This is a genomic window from Thermococcus sp. 2319x1, assembly GCF_001484685.1.
In the GTDB taxonomy this organism is placed as follows: domain Archaea; phylum Methanobacteriota_B; class Thermococci; order Thermococcales; family Thermococcaceae; genus Thermococcus_A.
Genome location: NZ_CP012200.1, coordinates 1,864,278 through 1,883,881 on the forward strand (window position 1 = coordinate 1,864,278; position 19,604 = coordinate 1,883,881).

24 protein-coding genes are annotated in these 19,604 nt (G+C 44.5%); 17 read left to right on the top strand and 7 right to left on the bottom strand.

Annotated elements, in window-relative coordinates:
- Nucleotides 1-143: 143 nt before the first annotated feature.
- The 4 genes from ADU37_RS10345 to ADU37_RS10360 are packed head-to-tail and all read right to left on the bottom strand — an operon-like array spanning nt 144 to nt 2,689.
- Nucleotides 144-545: a nucleotidyltransferase domain-containing protein gene (locus tag ADU37_RS10345; RefSeq protein ID WP_058947505.1), complete on the bottom strand. Its 402-nt coding sequence runs from the start codon at nt 543-545 to the stop codon at nt 144-146.
- The gene (locus tag ADU37_RS10350; RefSeq protein WP_058947506.1) at nt 526-939 is read right to left on the bottom strand and encodes a HEPN domain-containing protein; all 414 of its coding nucleotides are present in this window, start codon (nt 937-939) and stop codon (nt 526-528) included. Before ADU37_RS10350 ends, ADU37_RS10345 begins: the two co-directional genes overlap by 20 nt.
- 18 nt (nt 940-957) lie before the next feature.
- Nucleotides 958-2,064 (bottom strand): DegT/DnrJ/EryC1/StrS aminotransferase family protein, encoded by a 1,107-nt coding sequence (locus ADU37_RS10355; RefSeq protein WP_058947507.1) that lies wholly within the window; start codon nt 2,062-2,064, stop codon nt 958-960.
- A gap of 10 nt (nt 2,065-2,074) precedes the next feature.
- Nucleotides 2,075-2,689 carry an acyltransferase gene (locus tag ADU37_RS10360; RefSeq protein WP_058947508.1) on the bottom strand — a complete coding sequence of 205 codons (615 nt, stop codon included), beginning with the start codon at nt 2,687-2,689 and terminating at the stop codon, nt 2,075-2,077.
- 51 nt (nt 2,690-2,740) lie between these two features.
- Between ADU37_RS10360 and ADU37_RS10365 the strand changes: the two genes are divergently transcribed.
- Genes ADU37_RS10365 through ADU37_RS10380 form a run of 4 tightly spaced genes read left to right on the top strand, consistent with a single transcriptional unit; the run spans nt 2,741 to nt 7,086 of the window.
- Complete coding sequence (locus tag ADU37_RS10365; protein ID WP_058947509.1) at nt 2,741-3,718, top strand: glycosyltransferase family 2 protein; 978 nt, start codon at nt 2,741-2,743, stop codon at nt 3,716-3,718.
- A 4-nt stretch (nt 3,719-3,722) separates the two neighbouring features.
- A complete protein-coding gene (locus tag ADU37_RS10370; protein WP_058947510.1) occupies nt 3,723-4,862 on the top strand; it encodes a glycosyltransferase family 4 protein in 1,140 nt (379 codons plus the stop codon).
- Complete coding sequence (locus tag ADU37_RS10375; protein WP_238981971.1) at nt 4,859-6,013, top strand: glycosyltransferase family 4 protein; 1,155 nt, start codon at nt 4,859-4,861, stop codon at nt 6,011-6,013. The genes ADU37_RS10370 and ADU37_RS10375 overlap by 4 nt, the downstream gene beginning before the upstream one ends.
- Entirely contained in the window at nt 5,920-7,086 is a 1,167-nt protein-coding gene (locus ADU37_RS10380) for a hypothetical protein (RefSeq protein ID WP_144433276.1), read from the top strand. The genes ADU37_RS10375 and ADU37_RS10380 overlap by 94 nt, the downstream gene beginning before the upstream one ends.
- A 16-nt stretch (nt 7,087-7,102) precedes the next feature.
- Here the strand turns inward: ADU37_RS10380 and ADU37_RS10385 are convergent, their stop codons facing one another.
- Nucleotides 7,103-8,341: a flippase gene (locus ADU37_RS10385; protein ID WP_058947512.1), complete on the bottom strand. Its 1,239-nt coding sequence runs from the start codon at nt 8,339-8,341 to the stop codon at nt 7,103-7,105.
- 34 nt (nt 8,342-8,375) lie between these two features.
- Nucleotides 8,376-9,371: a sugar phosphate nucleotidyltransferase gene (locus tag ADU37_RS10390; protein WP_058947513.1), complete on the bottom strand. Its 996-nt coding sequence runs from the start codon at nt 9,369-9,371 to the stop codon at nt 8,376-8,378.
- A 121-nt stretch (nt 9,372-9,492) separates the two neighbouring features.
- Here ADU37_RS10390 and ADU37_RS10395 point away from each other — a divergent pair, with 121 nt between their 5' ends.
- The 8 genes from ADU37_RS10395 (at nt 9,493) to ADU37_RS10430 (ending at nt 13,608) form a co-directional block, all read left to right on the top strand.
- Nucleotides 9,493-10,446, top strand: coding sequence for an NAD-dependent epimerase/dehydratase family protein (locus ADU37_RS10395; protein WP_058947514.1), 954 nt, complete (start codon nt 9,493-9,495; stop codon nt 10,444-10,446).
- Nucleotides 10,447-10,695: 249 nt separating this feature from the next.
- Nucleotides 10,696-11,226 (top strand): inorganic diphosphatase, encoded by a 531-nt coding sequence (locus ADU37_RS10400; RefSeq protein WP_058947515.1) that lies wholly within the window; start codon nt 10,696-10,698, stop codon nt 11,224-11,226.
- 30 nt (nt 11,227-11,256) lie between these two features.
- Nucleotides 11,257-11,820, top strand: a complete 564-nt coding sequence (locus ADU37_RS10405; protein WP_058947516.1) for a DNA-directed RNA polymerase — start codon at nt 11,257-11,259, stop codon at nt 11,818-11,820.
- 2 nt (nt 11,821-11,822) lie between these two features.
- Entirely contained in the window at nt 11,823-12,008 is a 186-nt protein-coding gene (spt4, locus tag ADU37_RS10410) for a transcription elongation factor subunit Spt4 (RefSeq protein ID WP_058947517.1), read from the top strand.
- Between the two features lies 1 nt (nt 12,009).
- Complete coding sequence (locus ADU37_RS10415; RefSeq protein WP_058947518.1) at nt 12,010-12,552, top strand: GTP-dependent dephospho-CoA kinase; 543 nt, start codon at nt 12,010-12,012, stop codon at nt 12,550-12,552.
- Nucleotides 12,542-12,838 carry a 30S ribosomal protein S24e gene (locus ADU37_RS10420; RefSeq protein ID WP_058947519.1) on the top strand — a complete coding sequence of 99 codons (297 nt, stop codon included), beginning with the start codon at nt 12,542-12,544 and terminating at the stop codon, nt 12,836-12,838. Before ADU37_RS10415 ends, ADU37_RS10420 begins: the two co-directional genes overlap by 11 nt.
- Before the next feature lie 5 nt (nt 12,839-12,843).
- The gene (locus ADU37_RS10425) at nt 12,844-13,008 is read left to right on the top strand and encodes a 30S ribosomal protein S27ae (protein ID WP_058947520.1); all 165 of its coding nucleotides are present in this window, start codon (nt 12,844-12,846) and stop codon (nt 13,006-13,008) included.
- A 24-nt stretch (nt 13,009-13,032) separates the two neighbouring features.
- The gene (locus tag ADU37_RS10430; RefSeq protein WP_058947521.1) at nt 13,033-13,608 is read left to right on the top strand and encodes a HemK2/MTQ2 family protein methyltransferase; all 576 of its coding nucleotides are present in this window, start codon (nt 13,033-13,035) and stop codon (nt 13,606-13,608) included.
- Here ADU37_RS10430 and ADU37_RS11545 read toward each other — a convergent pair.
- Nucleotides 13,595-13,735, bottom strand: coding sequence for a hypothetical protein (locus ADU37_RS11545; protein ID WP_175060137.1), 141 nt, complete (start codon nt 13,733-13,735; stop codon nt 13,595-13,597). The genes ADU37_RS10430 and ADU37_RS11545 overlap by 14 nt on opposite strands.
- A 113-nt stretch (nt 13,736-13,848) precedes the next feature.
- Between ADU37_RS11545 and twy1 the strand changes: the two genes are divergently transcribed.
- The 5 genes from twy1 (at nt 13,849) to ADU37_RS10455 (ending at nt 19,603) form a co-directional block, all read left to right on the top strand.
- On the top strand, nt 13,849-14,826 hold the full coding sequence (gene twy1, locus ADU37_RS10435; RefSeq protein ID WP_058947522.1) for a 4-demethylwyosine synthase TYW1: 978 nt from the start codon (nt 13,849-13,851) through the stop codon (nt 14,824-14,826).
- 84 nt (nt 14,827-14,910) lie between these two features.
- The gene (locus ADU37_RS10440) at nt 14,911-17,154 is read left to right on the top strand and encodes a prenyltransferase/squalene oxidase repeat-containing protein (RefSeq protein WP_058947523.1); all 2,244 of its coding nucleotides are present in this window, start codon (nt 14,911-14,913) and stop codon (nt 17,152-17,154) included.
- A gap of 7 nt (nt 17,155-17,161) precedes the next feature.
- Nucleotides 17,162-18,265 carry a cell division protein FtsZ gene (locus ADU37_RS10445; RefSeq protein WP_058947524.1) on the top strand — a complete coding sequence of 368 codons (1,104 nt, stop codon included), beginning with the start codon at nt 17,162-17,164 and terminating at the stop codon, nt 18,263-18,265.
- Nucleotides 18,249-18,866 carry a hypothetical protein gene (locus tag ADU37_RS10450; protein WP_058947525.1) on the top strand — a complete coding sequence of 206 codons (618 nt, stop codon included), beginning with the start codon at nt 18,249-18,251 and terminating at the stop codon, nt 18,864-18,866. The genes ADU37_RS10445 and ADU37_RS10450 overlap by 17 nt, the downstream gene beginning before the upstream one ends.
- 35 nt (nt 18,867-18,901) lie before the next feature.
- The gene (locus tag ADU37_RS10455; RefSeq protein ID WP_058947526.1) at nt 18,902-19,603 is read left to right on the top strand and encodes a class III signal peptide-containing protein; all 702 of its coding nucleotides are present in this window, start codon (nt 18,902-18,904) and stop codon (nt 19,601-19,603) included.
- Nucleotide 19,604 lies beyond the last annotated feature (1 nt).

Below are 19,604 nucleotides of genomic sequence, written 5' to 3' on the forward strand. Positions count from 1 at the left end.
CTAGTTGCTTTACCTTTAAAGTATAAAAAGCTACTCTAAAAAGCTGAACAAGTAGATATTTCAAGCTTCGGAATTGCAATGCTTAAATCCATGGTTTATTAATGTGTCAATACAAAGGCTCAAAGAGCTGAAAAGTTCCTTCTTTATGAGCTAATCATCATCCAGTATTTTCCTTTCTTCAATCCTTTCTTTTTAAGCTCTTCGAACTTCTTCTTTGCGATTCTATAAAACCCATCATCGTGGAGAACCTTTCCATAAGAAACTGCATCAAGTGCCGTTGGGGAGAGGTTTTCCAAGGCTTTCAGGAACTCTTCTCTTGTATAGGCTATTATGTCCACTGGTAGAAAATCCTTGTTTAGAGCATACAGATCTTTTGTCCTTTTTAGGGGATTTTTTTCCAGTCTATCGGAAACAACAACAATGTCAAAATCACTCGCCCTATTGTAATCTCCCCTCGCGTAGGAGCCAAAAAGGATTATTGTGACCTCTCCATTCAAATATTCAACAATTCGATTGACAAACTCTCTAAGTAGTTTGAAGTTCATCTGCAACTCCCTCAATAAATTTGATTATTTTCTCCGCATATTCAATAAGCTCTTTGGCGATGTCTTCCGAGTAATATTCAAATGGGGAGCCTTCTGGATACGCATCAGGATACCTAGGTGCTATATAGTTCCTATCCAGCTCCATTGCAAAATATAAAATCTCTTTGGGAACCTTTATGTTGTTTTCGGACAAGTCCCGTAAGAGCCTTGTTATCGAGTGTCCAATGGGGGCAAAGCCTATTCCTCTCAAAATTGCCTTTACTGCCAATTCTGCTGCCTGTTGAGCTTTAAAGCTCGCCCATTCGTAATAGCCTTCTTTTAAGTCAGAGTATGCGGAGGCAAGGGTTCTTTTGGCTTCTGCAATCCAGCGTTCATACTCTTTCTTCTTGAACATAAATGACCTCCCGTTAATCTATTGTTCGGCTATCTCCTTAAGAGTTTCGATTATGTACTCTATGTCCTCCCTATTTACAGCTGGATGCACCGGCAAGCTCAACACTCTCTTTGAAGCGTCTATTGCGTTGGGGCAGATGTCCTTTGGATATCCGAGCCTTTGGTAGAGGGGCTGGTGATGAACTGGGATTGGATAATGCACAGCTGTTCCAATGCCTTTCTCCCTCAATTTTGCCATAAGCTCGTCCCTACTCAAAGGAAAATCATCCTCAACCCTAACAACATACTGGTGGAAGACGTGCTTAACCCTCCCATCAACGTAAGGTGGAGTTAAACCCTTAATGTTACTTATTCCTTTAGTTAAAAGTTTGGCATTCTCAATTCTCCTTTCGTTCCACTCGTCGAGCTTTTTCAGCTGAACCCTTCCGATTGCAGCTGAAATGTTCGTCATTCTCAAATTATAGCCGAGCTCTACGTGGAGGTATTTTTCTGCCTGCCCGTGGTTTCTTATCAAGTCTGCCCTTTTAGCCAGCTCGTCATCATTAGTTACAACCATTCCGCCCTCGCCAGTGGTCATATTTTTGGTTGGGTAAAAGCTGAAGGCAGCTATGTCCCCAAAAGTGCCAACCTTTCGGCCTTCAAATTCAGCGCCGTGGGCCTGTGCACAGTCTTCAACAAGATAAAGTTTGTAATCCTCTGCTATTTCCTTGAAGGCCTCCATATTCGCGGGCTGGCCGTAGAGGTGAACGACTATTATCGCCTTTGTTTTATCACTAATCTTCTCAAGAACATCGTTTGGATCAAGGTTGTAAGTTTTTGGATCAATGTCAGCAAAAACGGGCTTTGCACCCTGGAAGAGGATTGAATTTGCTGAAGCTATGAACGTGAAGGGGGTTGTTATTACCTCATCACCGGGACCTATTTTAAGGGCTTTGAGAGCAACATCGAGTGCAGCGGTTCCATTAGAGACGGCTATTCCATGTTTGACCCCTAAGTACTCGGCAAATTCTCTCTCAAAGGCTTCAACTTCCTTTCCATGGGCGAGCATTCCACTCTTCAAAACTTCAACAACAGCCTCTATTTCTTCTTCTCCAATTAGGGGTTTAGCGATTGGTATGTTCCTCATCTTTACCGCCTCACAAATCTTTTTCCGTTAAGTATCTTTCGTAATCCTCCTTCCTTATTTTAACCTCCCTCCCGCAGTGAGAACACTTGAAAATAATATTTGCTTCATCTTCGCCGGTTTTCTCCTTCAAGGGCCTTCCGCAGTAGCAGACAAAGCCCCTCAAGCGTGCCGGGTTGCCAAAGACAAGCCCGAAGGGAGGAACGTCTTTGGTAACAACAGCTCCAGCTCCCACCATCGCATACTCGCCGATGGTTACGCCACAGACTATCGTTGCATGGGCCCCGATGCTTGCTCCCTTTTTAACCAACGTCGGCACAACCTCCCAGTCCTCGTTGAAGGCTCTTGGATAGAGGTCGTTGGTGAAGGTCATGTGAGGGCCGAGGAAGACGTCGTCCTCAACTTTAACTCCCCTATAGACGCTCACTCCGTTCTGGATTTTTACGTTGTTTCCTATTTCAACGCCAACATCGATGTAGACGTCCTTTCCAATGTTGCAGTTCTTGCCTATCTTTGCCCCGGTTCTTATGTGGGCGAAGTGCCATATTCTGGTTCCCTCTCCAATCTCCGCCCCTTCCTCAACAACAGCAGTTGGATGGACGAAATATTTTTTAGCCTCCTCGGTCATTAAGACCACCGGGAGTATAAACACTGGAAACAATATAAGGGTTTGGGAGCTATGGAGGAGCATCCCTTTGTTAGTGTGATAATACCAGCCTATAACGAGGAAAAATACATAGCCAAGTGTCTTGAGGGGTGGGTTGATCAGGATTATCCCAAGGACAGATACGAGATTCTCGTCTATGACGGTATGAGCACTGATAGGACAGCTGAAATTGTGAGGGAGTTTGAAAGGAACCATCCTAACCTCGTTTTCTATAGGAAAAACCCGAAGAGGCGGCAGGTTTATGCCTTCAATATGGGTATTAGAGAGTCGAGGGGAGAGTTCTTCATAATCTTTGGAGCCCATGCTTATCCAGAGAGGGACTTCCTGAGGAAGAGCGTGGAAACCTTTCTGAAAATAAAAAAGATGGAGCCAAAGCTCGCGGGGGCTGGGGGGAAGATCATCAAGCTCTTTCAAAACCGCCTGGCTAAATTCGTTGCCCTCATATACTCCTCGCCTCTGAGCGGTGCGAGCACCTTCTGGTACGAGGAAAAACCTCACTTCGCCAAGACAGTTGCTTTTGCACTTTACGATAAGAAAGTAGCCGAAGAAATCGGCGGCTTTGATGAGGATATGCTCATAGGGGATGACTTCGAGTTCAATCTTCGATTAAACAAAAAGGGCTACAAGCTGTTCTTTAACCCAGAAATAAAAAGCCACTACTACGCCCGCTCCAGCTGGAAGGGCTTTATAAAACAGAGCTTCAACTACGGCGCCGTTAAGGGCGTTTCCATAAGGAAGGGATACTTTTCGCCTCTCTGGTTGTTTCCTCTGGGATTTCTTGGGTTTGAAGCATTGCTACCCCTTGTGCCCAAACTCTTGTGGCTCTTTGCCCTCTACTGGCTGGCTCTCTTTGGAGAGAGTCTCAGGCTGGCTTACAAGACAAAGAACCCAGACGGGATATTTCTCCCTCCCGTTATGTTCCTTTTCCACAACCTTATAAGCCTTGGATTTATAGCGGGGTTATTGCTTCATAAAAGGGCCTTTAGGTGAGATAATGAGGATCGTAATGACGGTGAGCAATCCCTTTAAGCCCGACCCCCGCGTATACAAAGAAGCAAAAAGCTTGGCTAAGCACGGGCATGAGGTTATTGTAATTGCGTGGGATAGAGAAGGAAAATATCCTAAGGAGGAAGTTATTGACTGCATAAAAATCATTAGATTCGGCCCAAAATCAAAGTACGGAAACCTTCTCGATTTTGCACTCAAGCTCCCACTGTTCTACTTGAGAACCTTAAAGTTCATCTTGAGGCATGATTACGACGCAATACATACCCACGATTTCGACACTGCAATTTTGGGCCTTTTAGCAAAGATTCTGAGAAGAAAAAAGTGGATCTATGATGTTCATGATCTATATTACACTTTCTTTTCAATGGAAGGGGAAAAAGAGAATTTCCTCGAGAAATTAATTCAACGGTTGGATATGTTTTTAGCCAAGAGTTCCAACGTCGTAATAGTTGCAACTCAATCGATTGGGGGAAAGTACGAGGGGCTGAGAGAGTATTATATAAAGAGCGGTATCAATCCAGAGAAAATAGTCACAATATGGAATGTTCCTGAAGTAGAGAGCTTCTTGAAGCATGAAGAGCTGAATCTCAAAAAACCCAAAAAGTTCACAATAGGATTTATAGGGTCACAGAGGACCATTTCAAATTTCATAAGACTGTTTGAAGCAGTAAAAAACGAGAAAAATTCCAAAATTTTGTTTGTTGGGACGGGAAAAGTAGCAGAAGAATTGAAGAGAACTGTAAAAGAGAAGTATCGGAATCTCGATATCGAATTCATTGGGAGCGTGCCCTACAAATTAATCCCAAACTACTACAAGCTCTGCAATGTGATGTACGCTTACTACCCTCCTCGAGAAAACGTAAAGAGAGCGATAGCGATTAAAGTGTTTGAAGCAGCAATCTTAGGCATTCCCGTGATAGTAAATGCTGATTCGTTAATGGAGGACTTTGTGAAGAAATATCGCTGTGGAGCTACGATATCAACGCCAACTGTAAATGACGTTCAAAGAGCGTTAGAAGATGTAAAACTTGTGAAGTTTAGCCCAAAATACATAAGAAGGAAATGGAATTGGAGAAACGAAGAAAGGAAGTTAATAAGAACTTACCATAGAGTTGCACGGAGGTGAAAAGGATTGCACTAAAAGATGTTAGATTGTTGGTGATAGCAAACTCATTTCCAAACAAGAACAACTCTTACCATGGTGGAATCTTTGTAAAAGAGCAGGTCAACGAACTTGGCAAGTACCTCAAAGAGATAACCGTCGTCTCACCTCAGCCACTTGGAGCGAATAGAACACTTAAAAGTTATTCTTATGACAATATTAAAGTGTATTTCCCACTATTCTTTCACTTGCCCATCAATCACTTTAGAAAAAGATTAGGAGACAACATCTTTAAAGCTACAGAGAGATTGATAGAAAAAGAAAACATTGAGTTTGATATTATTCATGCCCACTTCACTTGGCCTTCTGGGTATGCTGGAGTTAAACTAGGTAAAAAATTTGGTGTTCCCGTTGTAGTCCACATTCACGAGAACAGGGAGTGGTTTATGCAAGAATATAATTCAGGAAGGGAAGAGATATATTGGACTTGGAAGAATGCTGATGCATTGATCCGGGTCAACAGAATAGATGTTCCCCTTCTGCAAAAGTTTAACGATAGTGTGTATTATATCCCCAATGGGTTTGACCCTGAGAGGTTAAGGGTTATGTCCAAAAAGGAGGCTAGAGAATATTTTGGCTTGTCTCAAGATGGAAAAATATTGTTTAGCCTTGGAAATTTGATCGAGAGGAAAGGCTTTCAGTATTTAATAACCGCAATGGTCAGAATAGTTCGGAAAAGGGATGATGTGTTTTGCTTTATTGGGGGTAGTGGTCCCTTAAAAGACAAGCTCCAGCACCAGATAAATTCCTTAGGATTAAGGAATCACGTCAAGCTTCTTGGTTTTGTGCCTGATGAAGAGTTGGCTTACTGGATGAACGCTGCCGACCTTTTTGTGTTGCCGAGTTTGAGTGAGAGTTTTGGGGTTGTTCAGATCGAGGCCATGGCTGTTGGGACTCCAGTTGTTGCTACAATTAACGGTGGTAGTGAGGAGATTATAACCTCTGAGGACTACGGTCTGCTCTGCCCACCTGCGGATCCAGAGTGTTTGGCGGAGAAAATCTTAATAGCCCTTGAGAAAGAATGGGACCGGGAGAAGATAAGGAAGTATGCGGAGCAATTTACGTGGGAGAACGTTGTAATGCAAATTTTGAAAGTTTATACCTCGAGGGTGTGAGGGTCATGAGTCATAAAAATGTAGTGCTTGTGCCACTCCATAACAATATGAGTCTGGCAACAGCCCAGACGATCAGAGACATAGTTAAATTTTCTTCCGAGCTTGGTTTTTCTCCGAGTTACCTACCACCTCGGCGTACTATTCTTTCCTCTGTTTCTTATTACCGGAAAATGCTTTCAGTCCTTAAATCTGACTTCCTTCTTGTCCCATATCCGGCAATTGGTAATCCTATTAAAACAACAAAACTCAGGATATTTGACATTAAAACTCTTGAGCTCCTCTCTAAAAGTTCTTCTTTGATTGTTTATGTTTATGATCTCCCATTTGAGCAAATAAGGTATACAAAAAGTCCTAATTGGGATTCCTTGATAGACAGCAAAATGTTCTCTATAGAGGGAATACTCTTTGATGTTGCTGATAAAATCCTTGTCTTTAACGAAGCAATGGCAGAGATTATTCGGAAGAGATACAAAATTCCAAAAGAAAAATTTATGTACTATGAAATACTTGATCTTAGTGTGGATTTTGTTCCATCTTCTGTTAAAGATCCAAATCAAAAATTGAAAATAATAATCTACGCGGGTAATCTTCATCCAGATAGGTTGCAGGCTCTTGAGCGGTATTTAACAAAGGTACCTCCTACATTGGAGCTTTGGTTCGTTGGCCCTAACGGTGACTGGATACAAACTTCTCTAAAAGAGCCTCGAGTCCGTTATCTTGGTTCATTTTATGGCCATGAATTCTATACCTTACTTTTAAAAGGTGATTTTGGTTTGATTTGGTATCCTGAAGGGTTATCAGAGTATCTTAGATTTGGTAGTTCTTCAAAGTTCTCCAGTTATCTTGTGACAGGGTTGCCGGTTCTCGTTGACAGCCATGCAGTTTACGTATCTGAGCTTGTTAAGAGATATAACGTAGGAATTACTAACAAAAACTTAGAGAGGTTACTTTTCAAGGCAAAAAATATTTCAAATGAAGATTATCTTAAGTTAAGAAAAAATGCTCTCTCTTTGGGAACGAAGATTAGGGAAGGATATTTCTTCAAAAAGGTACTAAAAGCAGTGATAGAATAATAGAGTTATGTCCTAACTAGTCGAAATTTGAATTTTTAATCATAATTAAACTCGTACCCCACGCCACTCCCTGACTCACAACCGTCGCCACTGCCGCCCCGCTCGCCCCGTAATGTAATATCAAGAAGTAGTTCAAGAGCACGTTTAATAGTGCCGTAAACCCAGTTATTTTGGTAAAAGTTAGCTCCCTTCCCGTGGCGTTCATGTAGCTCCCAAAGAGCGAGTTTAGGAACATAAAAGGAACTGCAAAGGCCAGTATTCTAAGTACCGGCACGCCTGAGAGGAATTTGTCCCCAAAGACGATGACTATCCCAAGGCGGGCGAATAGGTAATAACCAGCTGTCCCAAGGACCCCGAGGAGTAGCAGGGCCTGAAAGGCCTTTCTGAAGAGGAGCTTTAGCGTTTTTCTGTCCTTTTCGTGGAGCTTCGCCATCGAGGGCATCGTCGTGACAACAACGATGTTTGGAATAAACAGGGAGACCTCAATGAGGGTAAAGGCCGCCCTGTAAATCCCGGTCTCGTAATCGCCCCTCATGAGGCTAAGCATAACCATGTCCGTGCGGTAGTAGATGAGTGTGAAGAGACCTATGAGCCAGAAGGGGTATGACCTCCTTAGCAGAGAGAACCATATTTGCGGTTTAAATCGAATGCTGATTTTCTTGACGAATTTAGCTCCCCATTTTATTCTTAAAGACTCCCTAACTGCATAGCCAGCGAGAAGTGCAATTATAAATGGAGGAAGAGATCTGTAAAAGTAAAGAACAATTCCTCCAGCAAAAAACGCCCAAAACCTCTCAACTGTCCTTGCTATTGCCTCATACTTCGTCATTTCATGGGCATACATAAGCTGTACAAACACCAACGAGACCCAGGTGAGCATAGCCTCCGCTCCGACCAGCAGGATGAGGGCCTTCATCCAAGTCGGCTTCGGGAGGAAGAGCGTTAGCAGGACTATAACAATGAAGTTGAAAAGTGCGAGAACGATTTTAAAACCGAGGACATCGGACAGGAGCTCGTTAGCTTTTCCCCTGTCCCGCGCAACCTCGCGCATGAAGTAGTAACCAACCCCCAAGTCTGAAAAAATCCCCAAAAGCCCAACGTAGTAAAAGATGAACGAATACTGACCAAGCCCCTCCGGGCCAAGGGTTCTGCTCAGGATAACGACTACACCGTAAGCTAAGAGCTTCGAAATCATTTCAGCACTGAAGAGCCAGCCTGCGTTTTTAAGCAACTTCAGTTTTAGACTCTCGGCCATGACAGCTTTTCAATAGAAAAGAGAGATTAAAAACCTAATCCCCCCTCTGTATCTTCGCGTGACCCCCTACAAGGCTCTTCTTAAGCTCGAGGTTCCTTATCTCGCACTTCTCGTCTATGATCGAACGCCATATCGTAGAGCCCCTTACGATAGTGTCGCCAAAGATTATCGAGTCGCTCACGTCGGAGTTCTCTATGATGCAGTTCTCGCCTATGTAGGCGTAGGGCCCAACTATTGATCTTCCAAGAATCTTTGCACCCCTCTTTATGACCACCGGCGGGATTATCTTGGAGTAAGGGCTTATCTGGATCTCCTCGATGTGGCTCTCCTTCAGAAGGGTCTTCATCGCCTCAAGATAGCTGTCCGCGCTTCCAATATCGTACCAGTAGTCGTCGAACTTGTAGGCATAGACCTCAACTCCCTTTCCGAGCAGCCACTCTATGAAGTAGCCCGGAGAATCCCTGTTGCCCTCTTCAAGGTATCCCTCTATCATCTCAATGATATCCTTCGGAAGGGCGTAGACGCCGGTGCTTATCAAGGTTGACTTTGGTTGTAAAGGCTTCTCCTGAAAGTCAACCACTCTATCCCCTTCAAGAACCACAACACCGTATCTCTTTGCAAGTTCAAAGTCGCCAACGTCGTAAACGGCTATCAGCGGATTTCCCTTATAGCGCCTTAGAAACTCATCTAAAGAGAAGGAGAATAGGTTGTCACCGGCGATTATGAGATAATCATCGAGGCCGAGCTTTGATATTGCGTAGCTTATCGCCCCTATCGTTCCGAGCTTTTCTTCCTCGCTCAGGGTTTCCTCGACTATTAATTCCACACCATTTTTCCCGGCCCATTCTTTGAAGTGTCTCTCAAAGAACTTGTTAGTTGAGACGTAAACTTCCAGACCAAGGTCCTTGGTCTTCTCAAGAATGTAGTCAATGATGTACTTATTTCCGACTGGCAAAAGGGGTTTGGGCTTCCCCTTCGTTATGGGCCACAAACGAGTGGCATAGCCGCCCGCCATGATTAGAACCTTCATATTTTCTCTCCCCCGTAGATTTCGAGTTATGACACTCTCTTGCATATCATTACACGGCAAAATACTAAAAACTTTTCCTAAAGCTTAAGAACTCTCCGGTAGGAATTGGTGTGGTGATAGGATGAAGGTTCTCGTAACTGGTGGGGCTGGGTTCATAGGCTCTCATCTTGTCGATAGGCTCATGGAAGAGGGGCATGAGGTTAGAGTCCTTGACGACTTAAGCGCTGGGGATTTGAAAAACATCGAGCAGTGGATTGGTCATGAAAGGTTTGAGTTCATCAAGGGAGACATGAGAGATGTAGAGGGTGTAAGGGAAGCAGTTAAAGGCGTTGAAGCGGTATTCCACCTTGCTGCAAACCCCGAGGTGAGGATAGGGGCCCAAAGTCCAGAGCTCCTCTATGAGACCAATGTCTTGATCACATACAACCTCCTCGAGGCAATGAGAAAGGAGGGAGTGAAGGTTCTCGCTTTTACCTCATCGTCAACGGTTTACGGGGAGGCCAAAAAAATCCCGACGCCAGAGGATTATGGCCCGATGGAGCCGATAAGCGTTTACGGTGGGGCTAAATTAGCAGCTGAAGCCCTGATTTCTGGCTATGCTCACACTTTTGACATGAAGGCTATAGTTTTTAGGCTGGCTAACATAATTGGAAAGCGCTCAAACCACGGAGTTATCTATGACTTCATAAACAAGCTCAAGAAGAACCCGAACAGGCTGGAAATCCTTGGGGATGGAACGCAGAGGAAGAGCTATCTCCACGTGAGCGACACCGTTGAGGCAATGGTGCATCTCTTCAAGGAGTTCCTTAGGGAAGATAAGGCTTACGACGTCTACAACGTTGGAAGCGAGGACTGGATTACCGTGAAGGAAATAGCGGAGATCGTGAGCAGGGAGATGGGCTTGAATCCGGAGTTCTATTTTACTGGTGGCGTTGATGGGGGGAGGGGATGGAAGGGGGATGTTAAGGTAATGCTCTTAAGCATTGAGAAAGCCAAAGCTAAGGGCTGGAAGCCAAAAATGAACAGCAGAGAGGCCGTTGAAAAGACCGTAAGGGAGCTTTTGGGGAAGGGATAGCCCTTTGGTCTCTCCAATAAAAATGTCGCAGTCAAAGTCAGATGCCCTTCAAGTTTTTATATGCTTTGGAAATTGAAAGATGGGTGGAAAATGCAAGCATCCTGAAGAGGAGCTTCAATGCCCTTATGTTAACAATTCCCCCCAACCTAAGCGACAACTTTAAAAACCAACCCTAAAAGCTAAAAGCAGAAGCCAACTTTTGGGTTAGGTTTATAACTAAATCTTCTGAAAACCAAAGAGGTGATTGAGATGAATCCATTCCACGATTTGGAGCCCGGACCGGAAGTGCCGGAAGTTGTTTATGCCCTAATAGAGATTCCAAAGGGGAGCAGAAACAAGTATGAGCTTGATAAAAAGACCGGCCTCATAAAGCTTGACAGAGTCCTTTACAGCCCGTTCTACTACCCGGTCGACTATGGAATCATCCCACAAACATGGTACGATGATGACGACCCGTTTGACATCATGGTCATTATGAGGGAGCCAACCTATCCACTGACAATCATTGAAGCAAGGCCAATAGGCCTCTTCAAGATGATAGACAGCGGCGATAAGGACTACAAGGTATTGGCGGTTCCTGTTGAGGATCCCTACTTCAACGACTGGAAGGACATAAGCGACGTTCCAAAGGCCTTCCTCGATGAGATTGCGCACTTCTTCAAACGCTATAAGGAGCTCCAAGGTAAGGAGATCATTGTTGAGGGCTGGGAAAACGCAGAGAGGGCAAAGCAGGAAATACTCAGGGCAATAGAACTTTACAAGGAGAAATTCAAGAAGTGACTTCCTTTTTAAAATTTTGGAGGTAAGAAAATGTACAAGCTCATTCAGGTCAAAGACGTTGTGAGAATTCCCCCGAGAATGTTTTCAATGGATCCAAAGGAAGCCGCTAAGATAGTTCTGCGAGAGGCTTATGAGGGAATTTACGATAAAGATGAGGGCGTTGTTTTGGCAATTCTTGACGTTCACGAAATTAGCGAGGGAGTAATAATTCACGGAGATGGTGCCACGTATCATGAGGTCGTCTTTGACGTTCTTGTGTGGAAGCCTGAGATGCATGAGGTTGTTGAGGGAGAGGTCATTGACGTTGTCCCCTACGGTGCTTTCATAAGGATCGGTCCTATGGACGGGTTGGTTCATATCTCCCAGCTTATGGATGATTACGTTGTCTTTGACGAGAAGAATGCTCAATTCGTCGGGAAGGAAAAGGGTTATATCTTGAAGCCTGGTGATGCTGTGAGGGCCAGGATAATAGCCGTCAGCGAGAAGAGCAAGATAATCAGAGAGAACAAGATAGGCCTTACAATGAGACAGCCCGGATTAGGAAAGTTCGATTGGATACAAAAAGAGAAGAGAAAAGCCCAGAGTGGTGAGTGAGAATGACCGAAAAAGCCTGCAGACACTGCCATTATATAACTAACGAAGACCGATGTCCCGTTTGCGGAAGTAAGGATTTGAGTGATGAGTGGTTTGACCTCCTCATAATCCTTGATCCCAAAAATTCCAAAATAGCTCAAAGGCTCGGAGTGAAGAATTCGGGGAAATACGCCATAAGGGTCAGGTAGAATGTCCCGGGAATTTTACTTTAAACTCACAGAAGAGCTGAGAAAGGAGCTTAAAAACCCCATAGGTAGGCTAATCAAGGGGGAAATGCCGCAGCCTTACTTAATCTCCCGGAAAGAGCTTGAGAATGCATCTTGTTTGGTTACGGTTGGGGATGTGGTCACTGAAAACGTCCTCAGGCTTGGTATAGAGCCCTCTATAGCTATCTACGATCACAAAACTAAGAGAAGGGAATATGAACCCGATATTGAGCTTGGAGCGATTGTGCTAACTACAAAAAATCCCCCCGGAACAATAACGAAAGCTTTATTAAATGCCATCAAAAAGTCCTTTGAACTTGCCAAAAGGGGAAGAAGGGTCTACATAAAGGTAAACGGTGAGGAGGATTTAGCCGCTATTCCGGCCGTCCTCTATGCCCCGGAAGGGGCTTTGGTGGTTTACGGGCAGCCGAATGAGGGGATAGTGCTTATAAAGGTCACACCCGAATGTAAGCGCAGATGCGCTCAACTGCTTAGAAAGATGGAGGTGGTTTACGATGGAGATTAGGGTTATCGAGACCAAAGAAAACAAGCTCCTCGGAAGAAAGGAAATATACTTCGAGGTCATCCACGAAGGTGAGCCAACCCCTTCAAGAAAGGACGTTAAAGGAAAGCTCGTTGCAATGCTCGACCTAAACCCAGAGACAACGGTTATTCAGTACATAAGAAGCTACTTCGGAAGTAGAGTCAGCAAGGGCTATGCCAAGGCTTATGAAAGCAAGGAGAGGATGCTCTACATAGAGCCCGAGTACATCCTGAGGAGAGATGGGATAATACAAGAAGAAGGGGAGTGATGTAAATGGCCAAGAAGTCCTCCCAAAAATGGAAGCTTTACGAGGTCAAGGATGGAAAAGTTACAAGGAAGAACAGGTTCTGCCCAAGATGTGGTCCCGGGGTTTTCATGGCAAACCACAAGGACAGATGGACCTGCGGTAGATGCGGCTACACGGAATGGAAGAAGTGATCTCCTTTCTTTTTCGGTGTTTTTATGATTTATCGCGGTCTCAAAATTAAGCTCCATCCTCAGGTTTATGAGCCCGCTGAGGACACTTTTTTGTTAGCTGAGAATCTGAAGGTTAGAGAAGGGGACGTTGCCCTTGATGTGGGCACTGGGACTGGAATAATTGCCCTTCTAATGGCCAGAAAGGCAAGGCTTGTTCTTGGAGTTGATGTTAATCCCATAGCCGTAGAGCTTGCAAAGGAAAACGCAAGGCTAAACGGTATAACCAATGTCGAGTTCCGGCAGAGCGACCTTTTTGAGAACGTTGAAGGGAAGTTTGACATAATAACCTTCAACGCCCCGTATCTCCCGGGCGAGCCGAAAGAACCTATAGACCTTGCCTTGGTTGGAGGTGAAAGCGGGAGAGAAGTCCTTGACAGGTTTCTTGAGGAGTTTCCAAGCTATCTCAAGGAAAACGGAGTCGTTCAGATGGTTCAGTCCTCGATAACCGGTATAGAAGAGACCCTAAAAAAGCTTGAATCCAAGGGCTTTATTGCAGAAATAACGGCTAAGGAGAGATATTTCTTTGAGGATATTATGGTTATCACCGCTAGGCGAGCCTAATCCTTGGAACCTCTTGGATAAACCTGACTTTGGGCTTTGATTCCACTTCACTCTCTTCCTCGAAGAACTCCCTTTCAAAAATCCTCTCCCGTGTTTTGATTGTAATCCTTGGTTTCAGTTCGTGCATGGAAGTTAAGTGAACAAAACAGTATTTAAGTCTTTCGCCGAAGTATTTTTCGACAGTGAAATATGTTGCAAAAATTTTTAAACTCTCTCTTGAAGCACAGTTAGGTGAGGCTAATGGATGCAAAAACAAACATGCCTGGAGAGATTGAAAATCTTTTTAAAAAGCAACATTACGCTCTCATAGGTCATCACAGCTCGGTTAAGCTCTGTCATTGGTTAAAGGAGAGTATAAAACACGATCGCTTTTGCTACAAGCAGAAGTTTTATGGGATTCAATCCCACCGCTGTCTGCAGATGACCCCGGTAACGGCATGGTGCACCCACAACTGCATATTCTGCTGGCGCCCGATGGAAGGCTTTCTGGGAGTTGAGCTTCCACAGCCTTGGGATGAACCAAGTTACATAGTTGAGAAGAGCATAGAAGCACAGAGAAAACTTTTAAGCGGCTACTGGGGGGTAAAAGATCAGATAAACGTCAGAAAGCTTGAGGAAGCCATGGAGCCCAAACATGCAGCAATAAGCCTATCCGGTGAGCCCATGCTTTACCCAATGATAGGGGACCTCGTCGAGGAGTTTCACAAGAGAGGCTTTACCACATTTATAGTCACCAACGGCACGGAGCCGGAGGTTTTGGAGAAAATGATAAAGGAGAATAAACTCCCCACACAGCTCTACGTCTCTTTAACGGCTCCAGATGAAGAAACCTACCAGAGGGTAAACGTGCCAATGATTCCAGACGGATGGGAGAGGATAAACAGAACGCTTGAGCTTATGCGCGATCTTCCAATAAGGACGGTCATAAGGCTTACCCTTGTTAAGGACGAAAACATGCACAATCCAGAGGGCTATGCAAAGCTCATAATGAAAGCTAAGCCAATGTTCGTCGAAGCCAAGGCCTACATGTTCGTGGGCTTCTCAAGGAACAGGCTAACTATCAACAACATGCCAAGCCATGAGGACATAAAAGCCTTTGCCGAGGAACTTGTGAAATACCTCCCCGGATACCACATAGAAGATGAGTACCCCCCGAGCAGGGTTGTTTTGATAATGAGGGACGACATCAGCAAAAAGGATCGCTTTATAAAACACTAGTCCTTCTTCCGCAACCTTTATTTGTTTTGAGTGAGCAATACTTAATTGGGTAATTGATAAAAAGCCGGTTCAGAGGTGTCGAGAATGAAGAGAGTTGTTACTGTATTGCTTGTTGTGATGATGATACTTCCTTATGCTGGAGCAGTGCCTATTCTCGATGCATCAACGAGGTTTCTCTTGGAAGGAAAGGAGTACATGGAGACTACCCAACAGCTTAGTCTTTCGCTAATAGCTCTCGCTTCCAGTTATCCTGCCGTTGAGAACCTCACGATGGGTGACATCGACTACTTTGTTGACGCGCTCTTAGCAAGGCAAAATCCCGATGGTGGCTGGGGCTATTATGAGGGGAGCGTGAGCAATGTAGTCGATACCTCCTATGCTGTAATCGCATTGAAAAAAACCCTTGCCGTCTATGAGGGTAACAAGCGTTCTTTAATCCTCAATGCCATTGAAAGGGGCGTTGACTTTTTGGTTGATTCATACAACGGAAAGGGGTGGGGTTACGTTCCAAACACTCTGACTGAGTTTTATCCCACTCTTATGGCAGTCTGGGCACTTGGCGAGATGGGATACTCAAAGGAGCATCCTTATATTAAGAGTGCAATCGAATATCTTGAAAAAACCGAGTCTTATGGAATTCGCAGGGGAGAGGCAGTTGCTCTTAAACTTCTGGCTTATCATGCAGTTGGTTACGTTTCCCCGGGATTGAGAGAAGAAGCTTGGAAGCTGGTCGATTCTCCAGAAATTACCGTTAAGGAGCGGGCCTTTCTAACCTATGCCCTGCTTGTGTACGATGGCTTGACCTTTGAGACGGCCAAACTGCTCACCACACTTGAGGATTTGAAAGAGAAAAACGAAAGCTTTGTCTACTGGGCTAATAAACCGGGTCAGCTAATACAGAGAGAAGTTTTTGTCACCTCTGCCCTTGCAACCTGGAGTTTTGCAAAGGTCAGCGGTGAATTAGCGGCTGGGCAGGAGACACCTTTTGGGGCATCTTGTTCAGAGCTGGAAAAGGTACAGAACAAGGATGGAGGATGGCCTTACATAATTGGCTTCTCGTCCACGGATAGGGCCACATATTATGCCTTGAAAGCCCTGAAAAAGTGCTATTTTATGGATGAAAGCATAGAAAAAGGTATAGAATGGGTAAAGGGTAGAATTGATAAGAACATGGAGATTTCCTCAAAAAGTGGGGAAATATATCCACCCTATATCTACAACTTGCTGACCCTACTGGAGTTTAATCTGGTTAATGAGAGTGAAAAAGCAAAGCACATAGCTTTTATAAAGGGCCTTAAGAAAGAAGATGGAAAGTGGGGCGACTTCTTAGGTCTACAGCCATACGATACCGCTCTGGCGATTAAAGCCCTTTTAGCTCTGGGAGTTTCACCTCAGGATGAGGACATTGCCAAGGCAAAGGAGTGGCTTCTTTCCTTCCCCACAAAAGGGTGGGGAACAGTAATAACGACCAAATACTACACCAGGTTCTTCTCCTCTGAAGTCTCGACTACAATTGAGGTACTTGAGGCGTTGCAGCCTCTGGTAACAAAAGAGGATGTTGAAAAGCACTTAAATTGGCTTCTTAACCAAAGGACTGAGGACGGGGGATGGCCGAACGTTAAGGAAAGCTACATAGTTGGAGTCCTGATGTACCAGGGACAGCCGAGTGTAGAGCTTACTATACGTGCCACGGAAGTTCTTTATGCATTTGGCATTGATTATCGCCAAGAGACCCTTCAATGGCTATTACCCAAAAAGAGGAATAACCTCTGGGGAAACAGTATTATCGATTCGGCCCTTGCAACTCTTTATTTCTCAACTTTCGAAGAGCTTCCAAAACCTGTAAACCTTTACGAAGTGATAAGAGCACTTCCCGATGGAAACTTCAAGATATTGTACACGTTTGGTCGGGACAAAGTTGCGCTTTCAGTGAAGGAGTCCCTTGATATGATATTTGGAACCAATATGACAGCTGAAGAGTTTAAAGAAATAGGTGACGGCAACTACATTGTGCTGGCCGATCTCACTGAGTTTGACCTCTCCAAATACAACCCATATGTCGAGCTTAAGGTTGACGGGGAAAGCCTCTATTTGAATGGAAAGGGCTACAAGGGAGACGGCACCATGGTAATAGTGCCAGGAAAAACGAGTAAGGGATACATACTTTTTGTTCTATACCCGAGAAGCTTAGAGGGCGCTGTTAAAGTCTTCCTTGCGTCAAACATCGTCAAATACCTTAACGGCGTTGCCTGCGTTGTTAGCTATGAAGACAAAAATAAAAACGGCATCGTTGAGCTTGAGGAGCTAAAAGCGGAATTCGTGAGGTGAAATTACTGTGAGGGCTTTAATCATTGGAGTAGGCCAGTGCGGAACAAAGATAGCCGACCTATTCGCTTTGGTTAATTTTGAAGCACTTGCTATAAACACTTCCAAGAGCGATTTAGAGTATTTAAAGCACATTCCAGAGGAGAGGAGGATACTCGTTGGAGAAAGTTTAACTGGTGGAAAAGGGGTAAATGCCAATCCAGTGCTGGGAAGAGAGGCCATCAATAGAGATTTACCTTTGGTAATGAAAAAAATAAGCTCCATGGTCGGCTACAGCGACGTTGATATCTTCTTTCTAACATTTGGCTTTGGGGGAGGGACTGGGGCCGGAGGAGCCCCGGTTTTAGCGGAGGCACTAAAGGAGGAATACCCCGAGTCTCTTGTAGTTGCCATAGGTGCCCTTCCCTTAAAGGAAGAAGGCATAAGGCCCACAATAAACGCGGCAATAACCATAGACAAGCTCTCTAAGGTAGTTGACTCCATAATAGCGATAGACAACAACAAGCTGAAGGAAAGCACTGAGGACATATCCAAAGCTTATGAAAAGATAAACTACACGATAGTTGAGAGAATAGCCTCCCTTTTGGCTTTAATAGACGTTCCAGGTGAGCAGACGCTTGATGCAAGTGACTTAAAGTTCGTTCTCAACGCCTTTGGAAGCTTTGCAACAGTGGGCTATGCAAAAGCTGAGGCTAATAAAGTCAAAAACATCTCTCGCCTAATCTTGAAGTCCTTTGAAAACGAAGGCCTCTACCTTGAGGCCAACATAGAATCAGCCCTCTATGGGCTGGTTGCCATCCATGGCCCGCCAGAGCTCCTAAAGGCAAAGGACATCTTTGAAGCCCTTGAGTATCTAACAAGAAAGATAAAGGGCAAGCAGATTTTCCGCGGCTTTTATCCGGATCCAAGGGAAAAGGAGATAGAAGTTGTGACACTTTTGAGCGGTATATACGAGAGCAAGAGCATAGAGGATATAGTGGTTACTGCCAAAAAATACGCCCACGCGTTTATGAAAGCAAAGGAAGAAGCCGAAACAAAGAAAAAAGAACTTTTAACTGGATTGCCGGACTTTGACGACATCTACCCGGGTGAGGTTGATGAGAGACTCGGTTGAAGTAGCTTTAGAGCTCAACGAGAAGAAGGTTTATGCGCATATAGCCAGGGAAAGCGCCGAGGACATGATAAGGATAATCTCCTCAATAGACGCTGAGAGGGCAAAAAACAGGGGAGAAGTGATATACTATGAAGATGATTGGGACGATTTAATCAGGCAGAGGATCGCAAAGGGAAAAAGGCACACGGCGTTTGACTTTTACAATCCTTCCCTTCTCAAGATTTGGGAGAACAAAGTTAAAGACATGAAACGGGTTAAAAACACTTTCAAGCTCGGCTTAGCTTTAATTGGCGCTTTCATAACTTTGGGGATTGCTCTTACGATAATTTACTATGAGCTATGGCTTCTTATACCATTAAGCGCTCTTCCGCTTGTGCTCTTCTTGCTTGACTATAAAAAGCACGCCCTGGATATGAGCTACTACCAGCTCACCCAGCTTTTCATCGATGAACTGAGGGAGCTCTTAAAGAAGCATGGGCTGAATGGGGAGCAGTATAAATTCAAGATTTTCAACCACGACTACTTCGGAGTCTCAATTAAAAAGCTCGGAGGGAATGTTTTTGCGGTTGTAAAGGGGGAGAACAAAGAAAGTGTTAAATAAGCTTAAGACATTATTATTGGTGAGTGGTGAGAAACATGAAAAAAGGCCAAGTCTCGCTCGAGTTTCTCTTTATCTTCGTGCTGTTTATGGTACTTCTAACCTTCTCAATTAGGAATATAACCTTCTCAAGCGAGCAGTCTTCGGACATGCTGAGGATTCAGGTCAGTGAAGAGGCAAAGCTGTTCGCGAACACCATTTCCAATGCGATTTCCCAAGTTTACGCCCAGGGGCCGGGGGCTAAGGTCACCGAATACTTTACTTTTAAATACCTCAGGGACAAATACTTCCTCCAAAAAGCCTTTGGAATGGATGGAGATCCCTATATTGTGGTTGGATACCAGAATGGGACGTACGTTATGATACTCGAGCTGAACAGCACCCTAAACTTCACTAAATACAATGCCTCCACAAACGTGCTTTTCGGAATGGTAAGTAGGCAAGGCGAGAGTGAAACAACAAAGAAGAACTTTTTCTCCGCTCCATCACTGTATCACAAGGATTTGAGCAATCTTACGGTGTATGGAGACGCTTTAGTTAGCATTCAATACAACGGAACCCTCTATTCTCCAAGTATCCTAACCCTGAATCTAACCCCTTACAATGGGATATTGCTGTTTCCTGATGTAGCTCCAACAACCTTGGAGATAATTGTGGAGTGGAATCCCGATAAGAACGAAACCTGGATGTTTAACTCAACAAGCGGTGAGCTGAGGATAAACATTAAGCCCGGTGGTTAGC

Coding starts and splice junctions, on each gene's coding strand:
- ADU37_RS10345 (WP_058947505.1), bottom strand. CDS start 545: ATGAACTTCAAACTACTTAGAGAGTTTGTCAATCGAATTGTTGAATAT.
- ADU37_RS10350 (WP_058947506.1), bottom strand. CDS start 939: ATGTTCAAGAAGAAAGAGTATGAACGCTGGATTGCAGAAGCCAAAAGA.
- ADU37_RS10355 (WP_058947507.1), bottom strand. CDS start 2,064: ATGAGGAACATACCAATCGCTAAACCCCTAATTGGAGAAGAAGAAATA.
- ADU37_RS10360 (WP_058947508.1), bottom strand. CDS start 2,689: ATGACCGAGGAGGCTAAAAAATATTTCGTCCATCCAACTGCTGTTGTT.
- ADU37_RS10365 (WP_058947509.1), top strand. CDS start 2,741: ATGGAGGAGCATCCCTTTGTTAGTGTGATAATACCAGCCTATAACGAG.
- ADU37_RS10370 (WP_058947510.1), top strand. CDS start 3,723: ATGAGGATCGTAATGACGGTGAGCAATCCCTTTAAGCCCGACCCCCGC.
- ADU37_RS10380 (WP_144433276.1), top strand. CDS start 5,920: ATGGGACCGGGAGAAGATAAGGAAGTATGCGGAGCAATTTACGTGGGA.
- ADU37_RS10385 (WP_058947512.1), bottom strand. CDS start 8,341: ATGGCCGAGAGTCTAAAACTGAAGTTGCTTAAAAACGCAGGCTGGCTC.
- ADU37_RS10390 (WP_058947513.1), bottom strand. CDS start 9,371: ATGAAGGTTCTAATCATGGCGGGCGGCTATGCCACTCGTTTGTGGCCC.
- ADU37_RS10395 (WP_058947514.1), top strand. CDS start 9,493: ATGAAGGTTCTCGTAACTGGTGGGGCTGGGTTCATAGGCTCTCATCTT.
- ADU37_RS10400 (WP_058947515.1), top strand. CDS start 10,696: ATGAATCCATTCCACGATTTGGAGCCCGGACCGGAAGTGCCGGAAGTT.
- ADU37_RS10405 (WP_058947516.1), top strand. CDS start 11,257: ATGTACAAGCTCATTCAGGTCAAAGACGTTGTGAGAATTCCCCCGAGA.
- spt4 (WP_058947517.1), top strand. CDS start 11,823: ATGACCGAAAAAGCCTGCAGACACTGCCATTATATAACTAACGAAGAC.
- ADU37_RS10415 (WP_058947518.1), top strand. CDS start 12,010: ATGTCCCGGGAATTTTACTTTAAACTCACAGAAGAGCTGAGAAAGGAG.
- ADU37_RS10420 (WP_058947519.1), top strand. CDS start 12,542: ATGGAGATTAGGGTTATCGAGACCAAAGAAAACAAGCTCCTCGGAAGA.
- ADU37_RS10425 (WP_058947520.1), top strand. CDS start 12,844: ATGGCCAAGAAGTCCTCCCAAAAATGGAAGCTTTACGAGGTCAAGGAT.
- ADU37_RS10430 (WP_058947521.1), top strand. CDS start 13,033: ATGATTTATCGCGGTCTCAAAATTAAGCTCCATCCTCAGGTTTATGAG.
- ADU37_RS11545 (WP_175060137.1), bottom strand. CDS start 13,735: ATGCACGAACTGAAACCAAGGATTACAATCAAAACACGGGAGAGGATT.
- twy1 (WP_058947522.1), top strand. CDS start 13,849: ATGGATGCAAAAACAAACATGCCTGGAGAGATTGAAAATCTTTTTAAA.
- ADU37_RS10440 (WP_058947523.1), top strand. CDS start 14,911: ATGAAGAGAGTTGTTACTGTATTGCTTGTTGTGATGATGATACTTCCT.
- ADU37_RS10450 (WP_058947525.1), top strand. CDS start 18,249: ATGAGAGACTCGGTTGAAGTAGCTTTAGAGCTCAACGAGAAGAAGGTT.
- ADU37_RS10455 (WP_058947526.1), top strand. CDS start 18,902: ATGAAAAAAGGCCAAGTCTCGCTCGAGTTTCTCTTTATCTTCGTGCTG.